At 58.1% G+C, this 19210-nt stretch carries 17 protein-coding genes, 1 other RNA gene and 2 riboswitches; of the genes, 9 read left to right on the top strand and 9 right to left on the bottom strand.

Annotated features, from left to right (window positions below; translation table 11 throughout):
- Positions 1–5 precede the first annotated feature (5 nt).
- The 4 genes from mdcA to dctP are packed head-to-tail and all read right to left on the bottom strand — an operon-like array spanning position 6 to position 4670.
- Complete coding sequence (mdcA, locus tag IPJ12_08645) at positions 6–1658, bottom strand: malonate decarboxylase subunit alpha (GenBank protein ID MBK7647211.1); 1653 nt, start codon at positions 1656–1658, stop codon at positions 6–8.
- An 18-nt stretch (positions 1659–1676) separates the two neighbouring features.
- Positions 1677–3017, bottom strand: coding sequence for a TRAP transporter large permease (locus IPJ12_08650; protein ID MBK7647212.1), 1341 nt, complete (start codon positions 3015–3017; stop codon positions 1677–1679).
- A complete protein-coding gene (locus IPJ12_08655; GenBank protein ID MBK7647213.1) occupies positions 3014–3598 on the bottom strand; it encodes a TRAP transporter small permease in 585 nt (194 codons plus the stop codon). Before IPJ12_08655 ends, IPJ12_08650 begins: the two co-directional genes overlap by 4 nt.
- Positions 3599–3644: 46 nt before the next feature.
- The gene (gene dctP / locus IPJ12_08660) at positions 3645–4670 is read right to left on the bottom strand and encodes a TRAP transporter substrate-binding protein DctP (protein ID MBK7647214.1); all 1026 of its coding nucleotides are present in this window, start codon (positions 4668–4670) and stop codon (positions 3645–3647) included.
- Positions 4671–4861: 191 nt separating this feature from the next.
- Here dctP and IPJ12_08665 point away from each other — a divergent pair, with 191 nt between their 5' ends.
- Positions 4862–5548 carry a GntR family transcriptional regulator gene (locus IPJ12_08665; protein MBK7647215.1) on the top strand — a complete coding sequence of 229 codons (687 nt, stop codon included), beginning with the start codon at positions 4862–4864 and terminating at the stop codon, positions 5546–5548.
- Between the two features lie 6 nt (positions 5549–5554).
- Here IPJ12_08665 and IPJ12_08670 read toward each other — a convergent pair whose 3' ends face one another.
- From IPJ12_08670 to IPJ12_08690, 5 genes are all read right to left on the bottom strand, one after another.
- Positions 5555–6355, bottom strand: coding sequence for a sulfite exporter TauE/SafE family protein (locus IPJ12_08670; GenBank protein MBK7647216.1), 801 nt, complete (start codon positions 6353–6355; stop codon positions 5555–5557).
- On the bottom strand, positions 6352–6819 hold the full coding sequence (locus IPJ12_08675) for an EVE domain-containing protein (GenBank protein ID MBK7647217.1): 468 nt from the start codon (positions 6817–6819) through the stop codon (positions 6352–6354). The genes IPJ12_08670 and IPJ12_08675 overlap by 4 nt, the downstream gene beginning before the upstream one ends.
- Positions 6820–6846: 27 nt before the next feature.
- Positions 6847–7025: non-coding RNA, 6S RNA (gene ssrS / locus IPJ12_08680), on the bottom strand.
- A gap of 34 nt (positions 7026–7059) precedes the next feature.
- Positions 7060–7395 carry a cell division protein ZapA gene (locus tag IPJ12_08685; protein MBK7647218.1) on the bottom strand — a complete coding sequence of 112 codons (336 nt, stop codon included), beginning with the start codon at positions 7393–7395 and terminating at the stop codon, positions 7060–7062.
- A 1-nt stretch (position 7396) separates the two neighbouring features.
- Complete coding sequence (locus IPJ12_08690; GenBank protein MBK7647219.1) at positions 7397–7594, bottom strand: hypothetical protein; 198 nt, start codon at positions 7592–7594, stop codon at positions 7397–7399.
- A gap of 115 nt (positions 7595–7709) precedes the next feature.
- A riboswitch (cobalamin riboswitch) is annotated at positions 7710–7917 on the top strand.
- Between the two features lie 103 nt (positions 7918–8020).
- Here IPJ12_08690 and IPJ12_08695 point away from each other — a divergent pair.
- From IPJ12_08695 to IPJ12_08730, 8 genes are all read left to right on the top strand, one after another.
- Entirely contained in the window at positions 8021–9829 is a 1809-nt protein-coding gene (locus IPJ12_08695; protein ID MBK7647220.1) for a TonB-dependent receptor, read from the top strand.
- Between the two features lie 170 nt (positions 9830–9999).
- Positions 10000–10207: riboswitch (cobalamin riboswitch) on the top strand.
- A gap of 109 nt (positions 10208–10316) precedes the next feature.
- Positions 10317–12284: a TonB-dependent receptor gene (locus IPJ12_08700; GenBank protein ID MBK7647221.1), complete on the top strand. Its 1968-nt coding sequence runs from the start codon at positions 10317–10319 to the stop codon at positions 12282–12284.
- A complete protein-coding gene (locus IPJ12_08705; GenBank protein ID MBK7647222.1) occupies positions 12285–13262 on the top strand; it encodes an iron ABC transporter permease in 978 nt (325 codons plus the stop codon).
- Positions 13259–14032 carry an ABC transporter ATP-binding protein gene (locus IPJ12_08710; protein ID MBK7647223.1) on the top strand — a complete coding sequence of 258 codons (774 nt, stop codon included), beginning with the start codon at positions 13259–13261 and terminating at the stop codon, positions 14030–14032. Before IPJ12_08705 ends, IPJ12_08710 begins: the two co-directional genes overlap by 4 nt.
- A gap of 84 nt (positions 14033–14116) precedes the next feature.
- The gene (gene cobO / locus IPJ12_08715; GenBank protein MBK7647224.1) at positions 14117–14707 is read left to right on the top strand and encodes a cob(I)yrinic acid a,c-diamide adenosyltransferase; all 591 of its coding nucleotides are present in this window, start codon (positions 14117–14119) and stop codon (positions 14705–14707) included.
- A complete protein-coding gene (locus IPJ12_08720; GenBank protein MBK7647225.1) occupies positions 14707–15993 on the top strand; it encodes a cobyrinate a,c-diamide synthase in 1287 nt (428 codons plus the stop codon). The genes cobO and IPJ12_08720 overlap by 1 nt, the downstream gene beginning before the upstream one ends.
- Before the next feature lie 97 nt (positions 15994–16090).
- Positions 16091–16969 (top strand): Tim44 domain-containing protein, encoded by an 879-nt coding sequence (locus IPJ12_08725; GenBank protein MBK7647226.1) that lies wholly within the window; start codon positions 16091–16093, stop codon positions 16967–16969.
- Positions 16970–17210: 241 nt separating this feature from the next.
- Positions 17211–19208 (top strand): TonB-dependent receptor, encoded by a 1998-nt coding sequence (locus tag IPJ12_08730; protein MBK7647227.1) that lies wholly within the window; start codon positions 17211–17213, stop codon positions 19206–19208.
- Positions 19209–19210 lie beyond the last annotated feature (2 nt).

Here is a 19210-nt window from a genome sequence, read left to right on the forward strand (position 1 = left end):
CTTGATCACCAATTGCGGAAGCGTGAAGGAGGGGCATACAGACCGCCAGACCAGCGCACCAGATCCTTGACGGACCGGGCGGCAAGCAGGTCGCGGGTGGCCAGCCGCGGGTCGATGCCGAGGTCTTCGGCGCGGCGGATGATGCCGCGGTCTCGCAGGTTCTCGACCATGCGGGCATCGCGGGCCATGCCAACCGGCGTGAAGCCGGCGACACCGCGAATCGCCTGCTCGCGCTCTTCCGGCGAACGGCAGAGCAGCAGGTTGGCGATGCCTTCCTCGGTGACGATGTGACTGACGTCGTCGCCGTAGATCATGATCGGCGGCAGTTCGGCCCCCATCATTTTCTGCAGTTGCCAGGCATCGAGTTCCTCGACGAAGACCGGCGCCATGTGTTCGCGGAAGGTCTCGATCATCTGCACGACCAGCTTGCGGCCGCGGATGGCGTTCGGCCCGTAGGCTTCGCGCCCGGCTTTCAGCCAGGCCGGGCTGGCGTGACGACGGCCGTGCGGGTCGGAGCCCATGTTGGGCGCCCCGCCGAAACCGGTGATCCGGCCCAGCGTCGCCGTCGAGCTGTTACCGGCGAGATCCATTTGCAGCGTCGAGCCAATGAACATGTCGCAGGCGTAAAGGCCGGCAGTTTGCGAAAACGCCCGGTTGGAACGCATGCTGCCGTCGGCGCCGGTAAAGAAGACATCGGATCGAGCCGAAATGTAGGCATCCATGCCGACTTCCGAGCCAAAACAGTGCACCGATTCGACAAAGCCAGATTCGATGGCCGGGATCAGCGTCGGATGCGGATTGAGCGCCCAGTGCGTGCAGATCTTGCCCTTCAGCCCAAGGTCGGCGGCGTAGGTCGGCAGCAGCAACTCGATTGCCGCCGTGTCGAAACCGATACCGTGGTTCAGGCGGGTGACGCCGTATTCAGCGTAAATACCCTTGATCGCCATCATTGCCATCAACACTTGGACCTCGGTGATTTGTGCCGGGTCGCGGGTAAACAAGGGTTCGATGTAATTGGGCTTGGGCGCCAGCACGGTGAAATCCACCCAGTCGGCCGGAACATCGACGCGTGGCAATTTTTCCAGCCGCTCATTGACCTGGGCGATGACGATACCGCCCTTGAAGGCGGTCGCTTCAACGATGACCGGCGTATCTTCGGTATTTGGGCCGAGGTAGAGATTGCCCTCGGCATCCGCTGCCTGCGCCGCAATCAGCGCGACGTTCGGCGTCAGATCCATGAAGTAGCGGCCGAACAGTTCGAGATAGGTGTGAATGGCGCCGATCTCGATGCGCTGTTCCTGAACAAGCTTGGCCAGGCGACTGCCTTGCGGACCGGAGAAGGAAAAGTCGAGGCGACTGGCAAGGCCGCGCTCGAACAGATCCACATGGCTGGGCAGGGCGAGCACCGACTGGACCATGCTCAGCTGGTTGATTCGGGCCGGATCGCAGTCGGCCAGCGACTCGGAAAGAAAATCGGCCTGCTTCTGGTTGTTGCCTTCGAGGCAGACGCGGTCGCCCGGCTGGATGATGGCTTCGAGCAGGTCGATGATACGGTCAACCGGAATTTCCCGGCCAAAACCGAGGCTCGCCACCCGCTCAAGGCGGCGGCCGCGGCTCTGGCGCAGAGTGTCCCATTCACGCGGGAGTGGTGCGTTCATGATCGTCTTTCAGCTAATTCAGGAGCCGCTGTACTGCGAGGGCAGCCAGGTGGCTATTTCCGGGAAGATGCAGAGCAGAACAATGCCGAAAACCATCAGCAGGAGGAAGGGCACGGTGCCCCACATGATTTCCTTGAGCTTGATGTCAGGGGCGATTCCGCTGATCACGAACAGGTTGAGGCCAACCGGCGGGTGAATCAGGCCCATTTCCATGAGGATGGTCATGATCACGCCGAACCAGATCAGGTCGATGCCCAATGCCTTCAAGGCCGGCAGGATGATCGGCGTGACCATCAGGATGATGGCGACCGGCGGCAGAAAGAAGCCGAGCACGATGAGCAGAATATTGATCCAGAAGAAGAAGACCCACTTGCTCATTTCCAGCGAAATCATCCAGGCGGCAGCTGACTGCGTAATATGCAGATAGCTCATCACATAGGTGTAGAGGAAGGACATTGCGATGATCAGCATGATCATCGACGACTCACGAGCCGTACCGGACAAGATGACCTTGAGGTCAGCCCAGCGCCAACAGCCGTAGATCGCCATGACCATCAGCAGCGCACCGAAGGCACCGATGCCGGCGACTTCCGACGGCGTCGCCCAGCCACCGTAGAGAGCAACCATGACGACAATGATCAGACCAATGAAAGGAGTAAGCCGGGGCAGCGTTTCGAGGCGTTCCTTCCAGCTATACGATTCCTCCGCTGGCATGGCGATACCGGTCGAACGATTTGAGGCAATTTTTTCGTTCTTCTCCGCCCAGGATTTGTAAACCACCCAGATCGAGAACATCGTTGTCAGTAGCAAGCCAGGGCCAACACCAGCCATGAAGAGCTTGCCGATCGATTGCTCGGTGGCGAGGCCATAGAGAATCAGCGTCAGCGACGGCGGAATCAGGATGCCCAGCGTGCCGCCGGCAGCGATCAAACCGGTCGCCAGACGCTCGGAATAGCCGCGTTTGCGCATTTCCGGAATGCCTGAGGAACCAATCGCCGAGCAGGTCGCCGGCGAAGAGCCGCACATTGCCGCAAACACCGAGCAGGCCAGCGTATTGGCCAGGCCAAGGCCGCCCGGCACCTTGTACAGCCAGCGATTCAGCGAGTTATAGAGATCGGCACCGGCGCGTGATTTGCCGATCGCTGCCCCCATCATGATAAATAGCGGGATAGTCAGCAGGGTGAAACTGTTCAACTCTGAAAAGATGGTTTCAGCGATGATCGACAACTGCGCCACCGGTATGAAGAAATACATGAAGATCAGGGCAACGGAGCCGACCGCAAAGGCAATCGGCATGCCCGAGAATAAAAACAGGAAGGTTGCGGCCGCATACAGCATGCCTAATGTTCCGACGCTCATTTGAGTTCTCCTTGATCGTCATGCTGGATGCGTTCGATGGCCACCTGGATCGCGGCGTTGTGCTGCGGCGGAGGGTGATGCGAGCGCATGGCTTCCGGTAGCGAGTCCTCGATGAACTGGACAAATACCTGCAAGGCAAGCGAGGTCATGCCGATCGCCATGGTGGCGAATACCGGCCACATCTTCGGCGCCCACGAGGTATCGCTCATCCGGCCTTCGTCCCAGGCTTCGTAGAACAGATGCCAGCAGTTCCAGGCGATGAAGGCGCAGAACAGGAAGGAGAGCAGATCGGAAAACGCCATGCGCCACTGAGTCCAGCTCGGCGGCGTGATTTCGTCGAGAATTTCGATTGTGACGTGGCCACGGTTAAGCTGGGTGTGGGCAGCAGCCAGGAAGCTGGAAGCGATCAGCAACATGACGCAAAACTCGATTTCCCAATCGGTCGGCCAGGCAAAGAAGTAACGGACTGCGACTTCAAAAACGAGGACGCAAGTGGCAATAACGATCAGAAAAGCCGACAGGTAACCTGTCGCAATATTGAAAGCCTTGACCGCACGGCTGATGAAATATCCGGGGCTCATGATTCACCTTTAAAAAAGGATGGGCCGGGCCATGCCCGGCCAGGGATTACTTGACCGACAACGCCATGTCGAGCAGGGCGCGGCCACCCTTGATGTTCTCGGAGAAATCCTTGAAGGCGGTTTGTTCAGCGATGCCACGCCAAGCCATGAAGGCTTTTTCATCCATGTCGGAAACCTTGGCACCGGCTTTGGTAAAGACTTCGGCCATGCGCTGATCATCCTTCTTGGCCTCCTCAACGCCGAACTTCTCCAGACTGGCGCCGACTTCACTGATAATCTTCTGTTGGTCTGGGGTCAGCGAGTCATAGAGGCCCTTGGAAATCAGCAGCGGCTCGAACATGAACCAGAAGCTCCTGTTGCGGGCCGTGGTGACATACTTGCTGAATTCTTGCAGACGGAAACTGATCAACGACGTGCTGGAGGTCAGTGCCGCATCGAGCACGCCAGACTGCATCGCACTATAGATTTCCGAGGACGGCATGCCGGTCACCGCAGCGCCAGCGCCCTTCAGCATCTGGTCCATTTCCTTGCTGCCGCCGCGGAACTTCAGGCCCTTGGCGTCGTCAGGAACGACCACAGTTTTCTTGGTCGAGGCGATGCCGCCTGCCTGCCAGACCCAAGTGATGATCTTGATGTTCTTGTCCGCCAGGATACGGTCAAGTTCCTGGCCAATTGGCGCTGTTTTCCAGCGCATTCCCTGTTCGTAGCTGCTGACGACTGTCGGCATCAGCGTGATGTTTACCTGCGGAATTTCGCCGCCTCCATAGGCCAGCGGCACCAGGCTCATATCCAAGGCGCTCTTGCGCAGGGCACCAATCTGGCTGTTCGTCTTCATCAGCGAACTGCCGGGATAGATTTCGAATTTCAGACTTCCCTTGGACTGCTTTTCGACTTCGGCCGCGAAGCGGCGGACCAGTCGATCGCGGAAATCACCATCCTCGTTGGTCGCAGCGGGAAACTGATGGGAAATCTTGATGACACGCGGCATCTGGGCCTGTGCAACGGGCAGCGCACAGGTCAAAGCGGCTGCGACGATGGCTAGTGTAAGGTTGCGTTTGGTGTTGCTGATCATGGATATCTCCTCCAAGGTTAAATAGGTACGGGCGGTGAAACCTCACTGGCTGGCTTATCCATACTTGGGGAATACCGCGCTCTTGATTTGTGTTCAAAAATCACCGTTGTGTATACAAGATATACATCGATTGAATACTGGTCAACTAATTTCGTATAATTCAATTATTGCCATCAGCTGGAGCTTGAAACATGAACAGCCCTGTCGAGATTCCCACCACTACCCGTCAGTCAGAACGGCTAGGCGAATTCATTGAAGAGCGCATCGTTACCGGCGTCTATCCGCCCGGCACCCGGCTCGATGAGCAGGAACTGGCGGACACCTTTGGCGTTTCGCGAACACCAGTCCGCGAAGCGCTGATTCAACTCGCCTCCATCGGCCTGATCGAAATCAAGCCGCGACGTGGCGCGACAGTGCCTGAAGTGGGTGCCGACCGGGTCTGCGAAATGTTTGAAGTGATGGCTGAACTGGAAGCAATGTGCGGCCGACTTGCGGCTCGCCGCATTACGTCGAGCGAGCAGGTGGCCTTGCAGGAGGCCCATCGCGCCTGCGAAGAGGCACGCGATGCAAACGCGCCGGATATTTATTACCAGCTAAATGAAGTCTTCCATCAACGGATTTACGAGGCCAGCCACAATGATTTCCTCGTCGAACAGGCGACCGCACTGCACCGCCGGCTACGCCCATACCGCCGGCTGCAACTTCGGGTCCGTAACCGGATGGCGACATCGTTCAATGAACATCAGACCATTGTAGATGCCATCATAAAGGGCGACAGCGACCTCGCCTCAGCCCTCTTGCGCGCCCATGTCACGGTACAGGGCGAGCGTTTCGCCGACCTTGTTGCAACGCTGCGCGACTTCAAGGCAGGCGTCTGAGAGCCTTCAGCCGGTAAGACTGTAGAGCATCTTGCTGGCAAGCAGGGCAAGAAAGCCACCAAAAGCCCGCTTCAGTTTCTTGACTGGCAGTTTGTGGGCAAGTCGGGCACCGACCGGCGCCATGGCCATGCTCATCAAAACTATCCCGACAAAGGCCGGCAGGTAGATATAGCCCAGCGCGTAGGGTGGCAATCCAGTATCGCTCCAGCCGGCGACGATGTAGCCGATTGCCCCCGCCACGGCAATCGGAAAGCCCAGTGCCGACGAAGTGCCAACGGCCGAATGAATGGCGACATTGCAAAAAAGCATGAAGGGTATGGACAAAAACCCGCCACCGGCAGCGACCAGACTGGAAATCACGCCGATGCCGCCGCCCACGGAAAACAGGCCCAGCGGGCCGGGCAACTGCCGGTGCGCCTTGGGCTTGAAGTCGAGCATCATCTGGAGGGAGGCATAGTAGACGATGACGACAAAGATGGCCGTCATCGGTCCGGTAGGAACCTGACCGGCCACCAATGAGCCACCAAAGGTACCCAGCACCAGGCCAGGCGCCAAACTGCGCACGACATCCCAGCGCACTGCGCCATGCGCGTGATGGGCGCGCATGCTTGAAAGCGATGTGAATACAATGGTCGCCATCGAAGTACCCAGCGCCAGATGCATGACATGCTCCGGCGGAAAATTTTGGGCGACAAACAGCATGTACATGAAGGGCACAAGGGTCAAACCGCCGCCAACACCAAACAGGCCGGCGACAAAGCCGCCAAAAATTCCCAGCAGGGGGTAGCTTAACCACCAGATTGTCATGAGTTCGCTGCCATGAGACGGTTGATGAACGCCCACTCATCTGCCGTTACCGGCATGATCGACAGCCGGTTGCCGCGGGCCAGGAGGCGCATGTTAGCAAGTTCCGGACAGGCACGCAGTTCGGCCAGCCGAATTGGCCGCGACTTGGCAACGAAACGGACGTCACGTAACCACCAGCGCGGATTTTCAGATTTCGATTTTGGGTCAAAATACCGGTTGACCGCAGCAAACTGGGTTTCGTCCGGATAAGGCTCGGAACAAATCTCGCAAATGCCGGCGATGCCGGGCTCGGCGCAGCTGGAATGGTAAAAGAAGGCAAGATCACCGACCTGCATCGCATCGCGCATGAAATTGCGCGCTTGGTAGTTGCGTACCCCAAACCAAGGCACATGCTGCGCCGGTGCGGCCTCAAGATCATTGATCGAGACCTCGTCCGGCTCGGATTTCATCAGCCAATACTGCATGTGATCGCGCTAATCTGAGGGCAAAAAAAGGCCCCCGCGAATGTCGTCAGGCCGGCATCCTGAACCGGGGTCCAGAGTGGTCGCATTCCTACCGCATCAGGCACACTCACTGGGAGCGCGCACAACAGCGGATGATTGGTCCGCAACCGATGCCAATTAGCATTGGTTCAAGGAATATATGGCCTTAACAAACACCGCAGGGGACGCTCGGCGGGCGGCGCCGGGGTCAGCAGAAACCGACTACAAGTCCAGTTGCTGCTGGGGCGCAAGCACGGCATCAAGTCGTGCTCCCATGTCACCGATTCTACGCTTCGCTTCGGAAGTATCAACTGCTTCCGCAAACTCTTTTGAAGCGCCACCGGACGCACCGGTCAGGTGTTCATGTGCAATATTCAATGCGGCCATGACAGCAACACGTTCGGCAATGGTGTTCTTGGTCCGCTGCGCAATATCGCGCATCTTGCCATCCACCACGTCGACCGCCTGCAACAGCGCATCGCGTTCTTCAGGCGCACAGGCAACGCGGTACTCGCGCCCCATGATCTTCACGTCGAGGAAATTCGGCTCTGCAGTCATCTCAGGCATCCTCGGGAATCTTGTCCATCAGGCCTTCCAGGCGCTCACGGGCGGCCGTCATCGTCTGCCGCAGGTGCAGTCTTTCTGACTCGGCGGCGGCCATCTGGTTTTTCAAAACCTCGTTTTCGGCGCGCAACTGGTGAACCAGCGCGACGGCCTGATCGATTTTACCTTCAAGAATTTCAAGTTCCGCATTCATGGCGCGAACTATAGAGGCAAAAATCCCGCGTGGTCAAGGACTAAGCGTTTCATCTAAAAGTGGTTTATAGAAACCTGATCGAACTTGCCCGATGCACTCAAAAGCCTACCCATGTAGAATGCGCGCCGTGTCAGGTGCTGCGCATGGTTTCTCCATGCTCAGTTAAACGGGAAAGCGGTGCGTCTCCAACGAGACAACTCCGCTGCTGCCCCCGCAACGGTAAGCAAGTGCGGACGTATCAAAAGGCCACTGGGTAACCACCTGGGAAGGCGATACGTCAAGACTTGCGAGCCCGGATACCGGCCTGAGACAAAAAAGCGGAAGTGCCACGGGGCGTGGTGCCGGTTCTTGCGGCCAGCATTCTCCCTGCATTTCCTTTTACCACCATTCCGACTCGCGGGGACGCCTGTCGGAAAAAGGAAAGCTATGTCTACCTGCCTCAAGCCGCTTGCGGCCTTACTCCCCTTGTTGTACCTAACGCCTGCTCTTTCTCAACAAAATCTGGATCCCGTTGTAGTCACTGCTACCCGGCAAGCTACCCGCGTCAGCGAAACGCTCGCCGATGTAACCGTCCTTCAACGCGAGGATATTGAAAAAGCGAGCGGATCTTCAGCACTAGAGCTGATTGCCCGCCAGCCCGGCATTCAGTTGAGCAATAACGGCGGGCTTGGCAAGGCTTCCAGCCTGTTCATTCGTGGCGCCGAAGCACGCCATACCCTGTTGCTGATCGACGGCATCCCGCTCGGTTCTGCCACCACCGGCACCCCGTCACTGGCCGACATTCCATTGTCACAAATCGAACGTATTGAAATTGTTCGCGGCCCTTCCTCTGCAGTCTATGGATCAGATGCGATCGGCGGCGTCATCCAGATTTTTACGCGGCGCGGAGAAGGTCCATTACAAGCAGATGCCTTTGCCGGTATCGGATCACGCAATACCCAAGAGCTGTCGGCCGGGCTGTCCGGTAGAGGCCAGATGCTGTCGGGGAATCTGCGGGTTTCGTATCTGGGCACGGATGGATTCAATGCCGCAGCCGATCCGGTTCGATACAAAGCAGTCAACGGCAGTTTTCCCAATCCAGACCGAGATGGTTATTACCAAAACAGCATGTCCGGCAGCATCGCGATTCGTCCGGCCAAAGGCCACGAACTGGGGATTACCGGCTACAACGTCACCGGGAAAAACGACTACGATGGCGGTGGGCCGACCGTCTTTGCCTACGCCAATGTCGCAACCACTGTACTCTCCGCCTATTCCCGAAATCAATGGACAGACGATTGGACATCGACAGTTCGTTTTGGGCAGGCCGAGGATAGCTCAACCAACTTCGCACCGACCCGATCACTATTCGAGACGGTACAAAATCAGTGGATGGTCGAAAATCAGATTGGACTTCCGCTGGGCAGCCTGCTGATCGGCTATGAGTATTTATCCCAGGAAGTTAACAGCACCACCAAATATGCCGTTCGTGAACGCACGGTCAGCTCCCCTTTCTTGGGCTACAACGCCAAGCTAGGCAACCATAGCGTGCAACTCGCAGGACGACGCGATGACAACTCGCAATTTGGTGCCAAAAACACCGGCAACCTGGCCTACGGCTATCAATTCACGAGCGCGCTCTCCGCACGCGGGGCGATCGGTACTGCGTTCAAGGCCCCCACCTTCAACCAGCTCTATTTTCCAGGGTTTGGCTCGACAAACTTGAAGCCGGAAGAAGCATTGAACCGGGAAATCGGCCTGACCTGGCTGGAGACCGGCCACCGGATTGGCTGGGTTTATTTTGACAACAAAATCACTGATTTGATTGGCGGCTCTCCGCTGGTCAATATCAACAAAGCGACAATCCGGGGCAACTCATTGACCTATGCCGGTTCGATTGGCCACTGGCAGATCAATGCGAGCATCGACATCATGGATCCGCGCGATGCCACAACCAGGAAAAAGCTGCCACGTCGCGCCGACGAGCAGGCCAATTTCTCACTTAGTTACGCTACCGGCCCACTGAACGTCGGAACGGAGGTCCAGGCCGTCGGCACCCGCTTCGACAACGCTACCAACACCCGCCGAATGAAAGGCTACGCGCTGGTCAATCTGTTTGGCCATTACCAGATCACGCCAGACCTTCGTCTAGAAGCCCGCATCAATAACCTGTTCGATGAACAATACGAAACCGCCTGGGCTTACGCGCAACCACGCCTGAGCGCGTTCATTGGCTTACGTTACAACCCTAAATAATCCTGCCACCCGCCAGCCCCCCGGATACCGGTGTCTTTGTGCAATTTAGTGATCAATCCTTATGTACAGGGCGTTGCCGGCGTCGCGGGAAACGCTCCGTATTTTCCTCGCCGGACTAAAACTATAGAAAGAAGAAGCTATGTCTCTGTTATTCAAGCATTCCTCAATGTAAAATCGCAATTGTTACAGGTGCTGCGCGAGGTTTCTCCAACCGCAGTTAAACGGGAAAGCGGTGCGTCTCCATTGAGACCATTCCGCTGCTGCCCCCGCAACGGTAAGCAAGTGCGGACATATCAAAAGGCCACTGGGTAACCACCTGGGAAGGCGATACGTCAAGACTTGCGAGCCCGGATACCGGCCTGAGACAAACAAGCGGAAGTGCCACGGGGGTGTGGTGCCGGTTATTGCAACCAGCCTTCTCCCCTCCCACTTCCTTTTCAATGCTCTTCCGGCATGCGGGGACGCCCGCCGGGAAAAAGGGAAAATCATGCATCCACGTTTAAAGCCGCTGGCTATTCTGCCGGCACTCGCCCTTTCCGCCACCCTGGCACAAGCGGAAGCGCAACTCGATCAGGTCGTGGTGACGGCAACCCGCTTTGCCGAACAAGCACCTGCAGTCCCCGGAAACGTAACCATCATTTCCCGGGAAGATATCCGAACCTCACCGGCTCGCAATATTCCTGACCTGTTGCAGAACAGTGCCGGCGTCATGGTTTCGCCGCTCTATGGCAGCTTGGGCATTGATGCCACTGTCGACCTTCGCGGCTTTGGCGATACGGCAGGCAACAATACCTTGATCCTGATTGACGGTCAGCGCATGAATCCGCTCGACATGAGTGGCATCGACTGGTCAATCATTCCGCTCGCCAGCATCGAGCGAATCGAAATCATGCGCGGTGCCGGGTCGGTACTCTATGGTGACCGAGCAACAGGCGGCGTCATTAATATCGTGACGGACAAGTCGGCGCGCACAGCAGCGTCCGCCTCGGTCGGCGTTGGCAGCTTCAACTCGCGTAGCGCAGACGGCGAAATCTCTTACGGCGGAAATGCGGGATATGGCAGCCTGAAGGCCCATTATGGTGCCACCGACGGTTGGCGAAAGAATAACCAAGCGGATCAGGCATCCATAGCCGGACGGCTGGGCTGGGCGTTCTCCCGTGCCGAGATTTTTACCGATTTCGCCCTGTTCAATGAAAGCACCGGCACCCCCGGATCCATCGCCGAGAATGCCTACCGGACGGACCCGAAGCAGGCCAGAAATCCGTTCGATACCCAGCGTAAGGAAGGCTACCGGCTACGTCCGGGTGTTGCTGTTCAATTAAGTGGGACCTTGCGTCTTGAAGCCGAAGTCGCTTTAGACCATGCCGAGCAACACTTTGATAGTGTTTCATTCGGCAGCACCTCCGATCGCCAGCGCAACATGGTGTCGGTAACACCGCGTATTCGCTGGGCGCATGGTTTGGGCGCACTGAAGAGCGAGAGCGTCCTTGGTGCTGACTACTATTCCGGCGATGTCACCAACAGTTACTCGTCGTATGCCAACAATCGGGCCGAGCAGGACAGTTCTGCCGTCTATCTGCAGAACACGACGGGACTGACCGACCGCCTGACAATGACCCTGGGCGGACGCACCCAGAGAGTAAAGCAAACCGCCGATCAGGACGCCTACCCGGCGTGGCTCATGCCGGCCCTGTCCGGTAGAAGCGAGCATACGCGGAGCGCCGTGGATGCGGGTCTGGTATATCGAACGAGTGACTGGCGTGTTTACGGGAAGTTCGGCACCACATTCCGCTTTGCCAATACGGATGAACTGTTCGGCTATGACTCCCTGACCGGGAATCCGGTGTTTGCCGGCAATCTCCAACCACAACACGGGACCATCGGTGAACTTGGCGGCAGCGTCGCCTTCGGCCCGCTTTCGGTGCAGCTTGCGGCCTTTCAGATGGACCTCAAGGACGAGATCGGTTACGACGGCGCCCAAGGGGCGAATATCAATTTTGACCCGACACGGCGGCGCGGCGTGGAAACAGAAATTGCCTGGCGAATGACATCGAGCCTGAAAACCCAGTTCGCCTATACCTATACCGATGCCAAATTCCGCGACGGGGTTTATCAGGACAAATCGGTGCCCATGGTGCCGAACAACAAGGCTTCGTTCCGCATCAACTGGCAAGGTGGTCAAATTGGCAACTATGGCTTGTCGGCCAACTACATCGGCGACCGCCGCTTTAGTGGCGATTATGCCAACCAACTCAAAATGCTTTCCGGGTATACAACGCTCGATCTCGTTGCTGATTGGAAAGTCGGCCCAATGACCGTCTCGGCTCGCGTTCTCAATCTCACCGACAAGCACTACGCCCCGTTCGCACTGTATTCCCCACTCAAAAGCGACTATTACTACTATCCGGCTGACGGCCGTGCCGTTTTCGTTTCCGCCCGCTACGACTTCAAGTAAATGCCAACCCGCCAACGTGCCCTCCTGATTCTCGCCAGCCTCTGCCTTCTGGCCGTGGCGAGCTTCTGGCTGGCGCTGACGGTGGGCAGTTTCAAGATTTCCTATGCCGAAGTGCTTGCCGCCTTGCTGGGACAGGAGGGCGGGGCAGGTGATGTGGTATTGCAACTGCGCTTGCCGCGCGCCGTGGCCGGTTTTGCCTGTGGCGGGCTGCTGGCACTGGCCGGCGCCCTGATGCAGGTTTTGCTGCGTAATCCGTTGGCTGACCCGTACGTGCTGGGTATTTCCGGGGGTGCCGGCGTTGGTGCGATGTTCGCCATGCTGCTCGGACTGCCGGTACTCGGTGTTGATGGGCTGGCTTTTATCGGTGCCTTTGCGGCAATGCTGCTGGTCTTCGGGCTGGCGCACGGGGACGGAAGCTGGACGCAAACCCGCCTGTTGCTGACCGGTGTAATCGTCGCCGCCGGTTGCGGTGCGCTGGTCGCGTTGATGCTGACCATTGCCGAGGAGCACAAGCTGCGCGGCATGTTGTTCTGGCTGATGGGCGACCTCGGCCAAAGCGCACAATGGTGGCCGGCCTTGGCTGCGCTGGTCATTGCGCTGGCGCTGGCCATGCCTTTTGCCCGAGAGCTGAATCTGCTGTCCCGCGGACTGATGCAGGCGCAAGCCTTGGGCGTGGCGGTTGGCCGCTTGCGTTACGCCATCTACCTTCTCGCTTCACTGGCCACTGCGGCATCGGTGACGACGGCCGGCTCCATCGGCTTTGTCGGTCTGGTCGTGCCGCACCTGGTGCGACTGGCCACCGGCAACGATCAACGTCTGCTGCTGCCGGCTTCGGTACTGGCAGGCGGCTCGTTATTGGTGCTGGCCGACACCCTGGCCCGTACGCTACTGGCGCCGCAGCAGTTGCCCGTGGGGGTGCTGACGGCACTGATCGGCGTTCCTGTCTTTCTCTTCCTGCTCTCCAGGCAGCCGAAATGACCCAGGCACTGCTCGAAGCCCGACAACTGGCCGTTGAAATCGGCGGCAAAGCGGTCGTCAACCAGGTCAACCTGCGGGTGGCCAGCGGGGAACGAATTGCCATTCTCGGACGCAATGGCGCGGGCAAATCGACGCTGTTGTCGACGCTGGCCGGCCTGCGTCCACCGGCGGCCGGTGCGGTGTTGCTGGATGGCGAGGACGCTGCCTTGCTGCCGGCCCGACAGGCTGCCCTGCGCCGCGCCTGGCTGGGGCAATTTCAAAACGATCCCTTCGGTTCAAGCGTGCTCGAAACGGCCCTGACCGGACGCCATCCACACCTCGGGCGCTGGGACTGGGAGTCGACGCGCGACGCCGAACTGGCGCGCAGCGCAATCAAGGCGGTCGGTCTGGAAGGCATGGAGTCACGCCAGGTCCATACTTTGTCCGGCGGCGAACGGCAGCGGCTGGCGATTGCCACGCTGCTGACCCAGGCGGCGCCGCTTTACCTGCTTGATGAACCCCTGTCGCATCTTGACCTCAATCACCAGATGGCTGTGCTAGAACTCTTTGCCGGCGCCGCTCGCGACTGCGGTGCCGGGGTCATCATGGTCCTGCACGATCCGGCCCTGGCCCATCGTTTCTGCGACCGGGCACTGCTGGTTTATGGCGATGGCCGCACCGAGTCAGGTACGGTCGATGCCATTCTGACGGCCGAAACGCTATCCGAACTTTACGGCTATGGCCTGCGTCAGATCGAAGATCGCGGCCATCGCTGCTTTATTCCGAAATAATAAAATTTCAAATTTGGCCGATTTTTCCGGTTGACCGTAGCAGTCGGCTTCCACCCCTTTTAATCAATTTTTTCAGAGAAAATCATGACCGTTACCCACGAAGAACGCATGCAAAGGAAAAAGGCTGTCGTCGATAGCAAGATCGACGCGGCACAGGAAGAACGAGGCGTGCTGGTGGTCAATACCGGCAACGGCAAGGGCAAATCGAGTGCAGCGTTTGGCGTCGTCGCGCGTGCTCTCGGGCATGGCCTCAAGGTCGGCGTCGTCCAGTTCGTCAAAGGCCGTTCGGATACCGGCGAGGAAGCATTTTTCCGTCTGCAACCGAATGTCGCCTGGCATGTCGGCGGCGAAGGCTTCACCTGGGAAACCCAGGACAAGGAACGCGACGCGAAGGCAGCCCAGGCCGCCTGGGAGATTGCCTGCGGCCATCTGAGCGACCCGGCCATCGGCCTCGTCGTCCTCGACGAAATGACCTACGCTTTCAAATACGGCTGGCTCGACCTGGACACCATACTTGCCAAGCTACTGGCTCGCCCGACCATGCAACACGTCATCATCACCGGCCGCGCCGCGCCGCAAGGCCTGCGCGAAGCTGCTGACACGGTCAGCGACATCGGCATGGAGAAACACGCCTTCCAAAACGGCATCAAGGCCATGCCAGGACTCGAATTCTGATGCCGTCCTGCCCGGCACTGCTCATCGCCGCCCCCGCCTCCAGCCAGGGCAAGACTACGGTCACCGCCGCGCTGGCCCGCCTGCACAGCCGTCAGGGTAGACAAGTCACCGTCTTCAAATGCGGTCCGGATTTTCTCGATCCGCAGATTCACACCGTGGCCAGCGGCCGCCCTTGCCAGAACCTCGATCTCGGCATGTGTGGTGAAAACGATGCGCGCTGGCGGCTGGCCCGAGCCGCGCAGGAATCCGATCTGATCCTGATCGAAGGGGTCATGGGCCTGTTCGACGGCCAACCCTCGGCCGCCGACCTCGCCCTCCGCTTCGGCATTCCGGTGATGGCCTTGATCGACGCTGGAGCCATGGCCCAGACCTTCGGCGCGATTGCCCACGGCCTCGCCACCTATCGACCCGAACTGCCATTTGCCGGAGTGCTAGCCAATCGCGCCGCCAGCGAAGGGCATATCAAGATGTTGCGCGACAGCCTACCCGCCGGCATGGGCTGGTTCGGCGCTCTGCCCAAAAGCAACGACAGCCTGCCCGAACGTCATCTGGGATTGCTGCAGGCGGCCGAAATCACCGACCTCGAAGCCCGTCTCGACGCCTTGGCCGATGCCTTGGCGGCGAGTGCTACGGTCGACCTGCCAAAACCCGTCAATTTCGACACTTTACCGGTGCCGCTCATTGCGCCAGCACTTGCCGGCCAGCGCATCGCCATCGCCCGCGATGCCGCTTATGGATTCATCTACCCGGCCAATCTGGAAACGCTGGCGGCGCTCGGTGCCGAGCTGTGCTTCTTTTCGCCGGTCGCCGGCAATCCATTGCCCGATTGCGATGCCGTTTGGCTCCCTGGCGGCTATCCGGAACTTCACGGCGACACCCTTGGCAAGCACACTGGCCTCTGGCAAGCACTGAAAGCCCACGTCGCCGCAGGCAAACCCCTGCTCGCCGAATGCGGCGGCATGATGAGTCTGTTCGAAGAAGTCATCGACAAAAGTGGCACATCCCATCACTTTGGTGGCCTGTTACCGGGGCGTTCGGTGATGCAAAAACGTCTGGCCGCGCTCGGTACGCAATTTACTGAATTGCCGGAAGGCCGGCTGTCCGGGCATACCTTTCATTACTCGAAGAGCGAAACCACGCTCACGCCACTGCTCCGTGCTCAAACAGCCAAGGGAAGCGAAGGCGAAGCCATCTATCGCCAGGATCGACTGACTGCCTCCTACGTCCATTTCTACTTTCCAAGCAATCCAGCGGCCACAGCCAGCCTTTTCATGCGACCAAAATAGTTCGAATAATACGAAGACTAATACAAGAAATAGCTGGTTTTTCTGCAATGGGAAGCGGGTACACTACGACTTGTAACTTTCCCACACGGAGACATGCATGAAGAATTTCGTATTGATGGCCGCCGCACTCGTGCTCGGCTTCACCTTGCAAATCGGCGATGCCGAAGCCAAGCGTCTTGGCGGCGGCAGCTCTTACGGCATGCAGCGCCAGTCCGTTGCCCCGAGCAAGTCGACCAACGCTGCACCAACCCCGGCTCCGCACCAGGCTGGCGCAGCAGCCCCGCAAGCGCAACCCAAGCGCTCCTGGATGGGTCCGCTCGCCGGTCTGGCCGCCGGTATCGGTCTGGCCGCCCTGGCATCGCACTTCGGTTTCGGTGAAGGCCTGGCCAACTTCATGATGATCGGCCTGATCATCATGGCAGCTGTCATGCTCTTCGGCTTCCTGATGCGCAAGAAGGCCGCTGCTGCTCAGCAAGGCGGCATGCAGTATGCTGGCGCCGGCAGCAACTACGGCAGCAACGCCCCACGTGAGCCGGCTTCTTTCAACCCCGGCGGTGCAGCCATGGCAGCACCGATCGCAAATGGCGCGAGCAGCGGCAACATCCCGGCCGGTTTTGATGTTGAAGGCTTCGTGCGCAACGCCAAGGTCAACTTCATTCGCCTGCAGGCATCCAATGACGCCGGTAATCTCGACGATATCCGCGAATTCACCTCACCGGAAATGTTCGCTGAAATCAAGCTGGGCATGGGCGAACGCGATGGCACCAAGCAGGAAACCGACGTTGCGCAACTCAACGGCGAAGTGCTTGACGTCGCCGAAGAAGCTAACCGTTATATCGTCAGTATCCGTTTCACCGGCCTGATCAGCGAAGAAAAGGGTGCGACACCAACGCCTTTCGACGAAATCTGGCACATGACCAAACCGACCGACAACAGTCGCGGCTGGGTATTAGCTGGTATCCAGCAAGTTCAGTAAAACTAGATTCGCCCAGACAAGGCTGGCGAGAGCTTCTCGCCAGCCTTTTTTGTTTTTGCTTGCGCAAACGCCGCATAGTTCGTTTTTGTGAAATAGTGCATTGAACAAGCTGAACTTCGATGGCATAGTCACCATTGTCTTTGTAAAGAGCCCTTTACAAACAATCACGCCTACGACAGAACAAAATATGGCGATGTCATACATAAAAATTTTTGCGGCTATCGCATACATCGCTCTTGCGGTGCTTTCAACTGATGCTTTAGCCGTCCTGGATGACGACCTCAGTCTCGAAGACCTGACCAAAACCGAAATTTCGTCGGTTTCCCGACGCAATCAGAGCCTGAGCAACGTGCCGGCTGCTGCCTTCGTGATCACTGCCGAAGATATCCGCCGCTCCGGCGCACTGGCCTTGCCCGATGTCCTGCGCATGGTGCCGGGCATTCAAGTAGCGCAGATCGACAGCGGGCGATATGCCGTTACGGCGCGCGGCTTTAACGGTCGCTTTGCCAACAAACTTCAAGTGCTGATCGACGGCCGAAGCGTCTACGACCCATTTTTCTCGGGCACCGACTGGGAATATGACCCGATTCCACTTGAAGACATCGAGCGCATAGAAGTTATTCGAGGCGCCGGGGCTGCCATGTGGGGCGTCAATGCAGTCAACGGTGTCATCAACATCATCAGCCGGCATTCCCGCGCGCAATCTGGCGGTATGGTTTCTACAACTATTGGCACCAATGGTCAGAAGCAACTTTATACCCGAGCAGGCGGAAACATCGATGCTGATACCTCGTGGAAAATTTCAGCCCAAGGCCGCCATGCCGAACCATCCAAGCAACTGGCCAATGACCGCTACAGCGAAGATAGCCTGAGCAATGGCGTGGTCGATTTTCGCTTTGATCGGGCACTGTCCGCAGGCAGCGATCTCAGCGTCTGGGCCAATGCTGGCAGTTCATCCGTTGGCGACCTCTACCCGCTGACCCCCAATCCACTCAATCCTTCCGTACTAATTTCCGTCCCGGTCACGCAAAAGGTATCCAACCAGACCTTGGGGGTCCGCTATCGCTGGCTGACCAATCAGGGTATTGAGTCTTCTCTGCAAGCCTCGATTGCCAGCACCTCCACGGAGCTCAAGGGGGCGCTGGACGTAGACCACAATCAGTTCGATATTGACTATCAGGGGCGCTACACCTTTTCCTCACACGATCTGCTATGGGGTGCCAGCCATCGAACGGTCTCGGATGAAATGTGGGCCAGATATGTGGTTGAAATTTCCAAACCCGAATTTACCCAGCGAACAACCGGTGTCTTCGTTCACGACAACTGGACCCTGATCGACGATACATTGCAACTTGGCCTTGGTGCTCGCTGGGACAAAACCAATCTGGGCGGTAATACCTTCTCGCCAAATGCCACGCTGATGTGGACACCGACGCGCAGCGATACGCTCTGGACAAAATATTCGAAGGCGCCACGCATGCCCGCGCGCGCCGAATACGACATCACGATGCTGACGGGTTTTCGGGCTCCCACCAGCCCATTTGTTCCTCCCGTCGCAATTCGCGCTCAGCCCGGCAGCCAGCCATTGCGTCAGGAAAAAATGGAAGGCTTCGAAATTGGCTATCGCAAGCAATTTGCCCCGCAAGTTGGCGTAGATATTTCAGTCTACCGTTATCGCTATTCCGACATCGTATCGGGCACTTTGGGCAGCACCCAGTTTCCAGTCTTTTTTTATGGAATTCCCTTCGCTTATCAAAATATCGATCGCTGCAACTGCGCCAGCGGTTGGCTGAGCGGTGCTGAACTGAGCGTTGACTGGTTGCTGACACCCATCTGGCGGATGCAATTGTCGTACGCCTACACCCATGTCAACATGGATGAGTCGACCAACCTGATCGCACAAGGACAAGGCAAGAGTGAGGAACGCTCCACCCCACGCCACTACGGCTCCTTGCGTTCGCAATGGAATATTTCGTCCAGCCAGCAATTTGACGCCTGGATTCGAGGCTCCTCCGGCCTGTACAGAAGACTGACCCCTTACACCACCGAGATTCACGTATCCGGTTACGTCACGCTCGATTTGCGCTACGCCGTCAAGCTGAACAAGGATCTGGAGCTGGCACTGACCGGGCGTAATCTGGTCGGCCCAAGGCGCATTGAATACGTGACAGATTATGTCCCGGCCACACCGGTGATCATTGAGCCGTCGCTGCTCCTTTCGGCGCGCTGGAAGTTCTGATC

This window comes from Betaproteobacteria bacterium (assembly GCA_016709965.1).
Taxonomy (GTDB): domain Bacteria; phylum Pseudomonadota; class Gammaproteobacteria; order Burkholderiales; family Rhodocyclaceae; genus Azonexus; species Azonexus amarohabitans.

What these genes read in the sequence shown, in the direction of transcription:
- mdcA (MBK7647211.1), bottom strand. Translation starts at nt 1,658, where the DNA reads ATGAACGCACCACTCCCGCGTGAATGGGACACTCTGCGCCAGAGCCGC.
- IPJ12_08650 (MBK7647212.1), bottom strand. Translation starts at nt 3,017, where the DNA reads ATGAGCGTCGGAACATTAGGCATGCTGTATGCGGCCGCAACCTTCCTG.
- IPJ12_08655 (MBK7647213.1), bottom strand. Translation starts at nt 3,598, where the DNA reads ATGAGCCCCGGATATTTCATCAGCCGTGCGGTCAAGGCTTTCAATATT.
- dctP (MBK7647214.1), bottom strand. Translation starts at nt 4,670, where the DNA reads ATGATCAGCAACACCAAACGCAACCTTACACTAGCCATCGTCGCAGCC.
- IPJ12_08665 (MBK7647215.1), top strand. Translation starts at nt 4,862, where the DNA reads ATGAACAGCCCTGTCGAGATTCCCACCACTACCCGTCAGTCAGAACGG.
- IPJ12_08670 (MBK7647216.1), bottom strand. Translation starts at nt 6,355, where the DNA reads ATGACAATCTGGTGGTTAAGCTACCCCCTGCTGGGAATTTTTGGCGGC.
- IPJ12_08675 (MBK7647217.1), bottom strand. Translation starts at nt 6,819, where the DNA reads ATGCAGTATTGGCTGATGAAATCCGAGCCGGACGAGGTCTCGATCAAT.
- IPJ12_08685 (MBK7647218.1), bottom strand. Translation starts at nt 7,395, where the DNA reads ATGACTGCAGAGCCGAATTTCCTCGACGTGAAGATCATGGGGCGCGAG.
- IPJ12_08690 (MBK7647219.1), bottom strand. Translation starts at nt 7,594, where the DNA reads ATGAATGCGGAACTTGAAATTCTTGAAGGTAAAATCGATCAGGCCGTC.
- IPJ12_08695 (MBK7647220.1), top strand. Translation starts at nt 8,021, where the DNA reads ATGTCTACCTGCCTCAAGCCGCTTGCGGCCTTACTCCCCTTGTTGTAC.
- IPJ12_08700 (MBK7647221.1), top strand. Translation starts at nt 10,317, where the DNA reads ATGCATCCACGTTTAAAGCCGCTGGCTATTCTGCCGGCACTCGCCCTT.
- IPJ12_08705 (MBK7647222.1), top strand. Translation starts at nt 12,285, where the DNA reads ATGCCAACCCGCCAACGTGCCCTCCTGATTCTCGCCAGCCTCTGCCTT.
- IPJ12_08710 (MBK7647223.1), top strand. Translation starts at nt 13,259, where the DNA reads ATGACCCAGGCACTGCTCGAAGCCCGACAACTGGCCGTTGAAATCGGC.
- cobO (MBK7647224.1), top strand. Translation starts at nt 14,117, where the DNA reads ATGACCGTTACCCACGAAGAACGCATGCAAAGGAAAAAGGCTGTCGTC.
- IPJ12_08720 (MBK7647225.1), top strand. Translation starts at nt 14,707, where the DNA reads ATGCCGTCCTGCCCGGCACTGCTCATCGCCGCCCCCGCCTCCAGCCAG.
- IPJ12_08725 (MBK7647226.1), top strand. Translation starts at nt 16,091, where the DNA reads ATGAAGAATTTCGTATTGATGGCCGCCGCACTCGTGCTCGGCTTCACC.